Consider the following 3,318-nt stretch of genomic DNA (forward strand, 5'->3'; position numbering starts at 1 on the left):
CGGAATTACGCCGTCACTCAGCCGTGAAGCCGCCGATGCCGCACTGGCCTCCGCCCGGGAAGCCACACAGCGAAAAATTCCGGTGTCATGCGATCTGAACTTCCGTAAGAAGCTCTGGAACTGGGAGTCTGGTACCAAACCGGCCGCACTCGCAAGAAAGACGATGGAGCAATTGCTGCCTCACGTCCAGGTCTTGATCGCCAATGAAGAGGATGCGGAGCAGGTCCTGGGAATCCACTCTGCCGAAACAAATGTTGAAGCCGGGGAACTGAATCTCGAAGGTTACCAGGGTGTGGCCCAGCAGATCGTCGAGCGATTTCCAAATATCCGCAAGGTGGCAATCACACTGCGGGAAAGTATCTCGGCCAGCCACAATAACTGGGGTGCGATGCTGTACGACGCTGAACAGAAAAAAGCGGTCTACGCTCCGACGGATGCATCCGGGAAGTATACCCCCTACGAAATTCGAAATATTGTTGATCGGGTTGGCGCGGGAGACTCGTTTGCCGGGGCTCTGATTTTTGCCCTTCAGACGCCAGAACTGGCTGAGTCGGCTACGGCTTTGCATTATGCGGTCGCAGCAAGCTGCCTGAAGCACAGCATTCTGGGTGATTACAACCAGTCATCCCGGGCAGAAATCGAAGCCCTGATGAAAGGTGGTGGTCGAGGTCGGGTCAGCCGATAGGCTCATTGCGTTGAAATGACAGTCGCGAATCAGGCCGCTGAGTGCGGGACGTTTCAGTATCCGACTCAAGGAACCGCCAGCCGCAACGCGTCTGCGTACGGGCGGCGGGGCGAGTTCAATTTGATGATTCGATGACTGTCACAAGTTTAGTGCCTTGTTGACTGGGGTGAGACCACGATTCACATCAGTCAGCACGATTGGATTCGGCTGGATCTCTTGGCCGTCGAGACTGCTCCGCGTATGCTTACGGTCTTCGACTTCCCCCGGCATGGAACCGGAGTAGGCCGCCGAGATGGCTTGCCGACTGTTTTTGCCCCCTCAACTAATTTTCGAACGACCAGCAATAACCATGTACCGAGTTCTCATCACCGACGATCTTTCCGCTGCAGGTCTTAAGATTCTTCAAGAGACACCTGGCATTGAAGTTGTCGTTCGCAGTGGCAAGCACACACCCGAGCAGGTCCGTGAATATCTTCAGGACTGCGACGGGATCATCATCCGTAGCGCGACAAAGCTCACTTCGGAGATCCTCAAGGATCAACCGCGACTGAAAGTGATTGTCCGCGCTGGCGTGGGAGTCGATAATATTGATCTCCCCGCGGCGACCCGCGAAGGGATCGTCGTCATGAACACCCCGGCAGGGAACACGACATCCACCGCCGAACAGGCGATGGCTCTGTTGCTGGGACTGGCTCGCAATATCGGTCCCGCCGCCGGGTCCATGAAAGCTGGCAAGTGGGATCGCAAAAGTTTCACGGGAACTCAGCTGGCCGGTAAATCGATTGCGGTGATTGGGCTGGGGCGAATCGGTCTGACGGTCGCCCGACGCTGCATCGCGTTCGAAATGAAGGTTCTGGGCTATGACCCATTCCTGTCGGAGGAACGAGCCCGTGCGGAAGGGATCGAACTCTACCGTGACATCGATGATCTGGTCGGCAAGTGCGATTTCCTGACCGTTCACACGCCGATGACTCCGGAAACGGAAGGCCTGATCAACGCCACCCGCATCGCGAAGATGAAGAAGGGTGTGCGACTGATCAACGGCGCTCGCGGTGGCATTATCGATGAGAAGGCTCTCTTCGACGCCATTCAGTCAGGGCACGTGGCTGGCGCTGCACTGGACGTATTCGTCGACGAGCCGCCCAAGGACTGGAGCCTCGCGCAGTTGCCCCAGGTTCTGGCCACCCCTCACCTGGGTGCCTCGACCGAAGAAGCACAGGAACTCGTCGCTGTGGAAGCCGCCGAGATCATCTCGGGTTTTCTGGTCAGAAACGAAGTTCGACATGCCGTCAATATGGCTCCGATCACAGCGGCCGAGATGACGGATATGCAGCCTTACCTCGATCTGGGCCGTCGCCTGGGTCTGCTGCTTTCTCAATTGAACAAGGGTGGCGTACGTGGCGTGCGTCTCCAGTTCAAGGGTGAAGCCGCGAACAAGAAGACCAAACTGATCGCCAATGCCTTTGCCGCCGGTCTACTGTCGAATGCACTGGCCGACAACGTCAACATCGTCAACGCCGAGATGCTGGCGAAAGAACGCGGAATTGAAATCAAGGAAGAGCTGTCTCACGAAGTGGGCGATTTCTCAACTCTGATTTCTGCGACCGTCACGACGGACAACGGAGAAATCACTGCCGCCGGAACCATCTTCGGTAAGCAGTTCCTGCGACTGGTCCGTGTTGATCAGTTCCACCTGGATGCCTACCTCGACGGCTTGCTGCTGATCTACAAGCACATCGACAAGCCCGGTGTCATCGGGTTCATCGGAAATATCTGTGGTAACCACAAAGTCAACATCGCTCACATGGCCCTGGGACGTGAAAGGAACGAACCAGGTGGCGACGCGATTGCCGTGTTGAACCTGGACAATGAACCCGACGCCGCCACACTGGCAGAAGTGGCCGAGCACAAAGCGGTCACCGGTGTGCAACTGGTCAAGTTGCCCAAGGCCGGCGAACCGCTCCCCTGGTTGGTAAGCCGGTAGCCTGCGAGATGTTCGGACCCGATTTCGGGGCGAACTGCACTTAATGCGAATCCGATCATTCTGCGATAATCGCTTTGATGATCGGATTCGCTCTTTTTTGGGGGGTGGCAGAAGGAGCTGCCCCCTGCCGATGACCAGGGATGTTCCAGACAAACCGGGAAAATGAATTCCCTTGAACCAGCCAAGACAGCACAGCCTGTTCTCCGATGACGAGATTCCCGCCAACCTCGAAAAGTGGGAGGTTGCCGATGCGGCCGACCGGCTCGTCGCTGACGTCGTATTTAACCGTCCGTTGACCACCATCTTCCAGTATCTCGTTCCGGATGGGTTGAGAGATGTGATTGGTCCGGGCCGCCGCGTTCAGGCTCCGTTTGGTCGCGGAAGTCAGTTGATCACAGGATACTGCGTCGGGTTAGGAAACACGGTCCCGCCGGGACGCTCGCTGAAGTCCATTGAGTCCGTTCTTGACCGCGAAGCGCTGATCGACGAACGAATGCTCGAACTGACCCGCTGGATTGCGGATCGCTATCTGTGCGGCTGGGGCCAGGTTCTGGAAACGGTGATTCCGAAAGGTGTGAAGTCCAACGCGGGGACGCGCGAGGTCACATTTTTCTCCCTTTCGCCCGAGCTTCGTCGAAAGCTTGGATTA

1 protein-coding gene and 2 pseudogenes are annotated in these 3,318 nt (G+C 57.0%); all 3 read left to right on the plus strand.

Features of this window, described 5'->3' with window-relative positions; genetic code table 11:
• Window positions 1-685 (plus strand): annotated as a pseudogene (locus VGE80_RS06585) (sugar kinase); the annotation flags it as partial.
• A gap of 349 nt (window positions 686-1,034) precedes the next feature.
• Entirely contained in the window at window positions 1,035-2,669 is a 1,635-nt protein-coding gene (serA, locus tag VGE80_RS06590) for a phosphoglycerate dehydrogenase (RefSeq protein ID WP_440592099.1), read from the plus strand.
• A 172-nt stretch (window positions 2,670-2,841) separates the two neighbouring features.
• Window positions 2,842-3,318, plus strand: a pseudogene (locus VGE80_RS06595) (replication restart helicase PriA); the annotation flags it as partial.

The organism is Schlesneria sp., from assembly GCF_036405755.1.
GTDB classification, from domain to species: domain Bacteria; phylum Planctomycetota; class Planctomycetia; order Planctomycetales; family Planctomycetaceae; genus Schlesneria; species Schlesneria sphaerica.

Bases quoted from the DNA above. Each gene is read 5' to 3' on its own strand.
- serA (WP_440592099.1), top strand. From the start codon at position 1,035: ATGTACCGAGTTCTCATCACCGACGATCTTTCCGCTGCAGGTCTTAAG.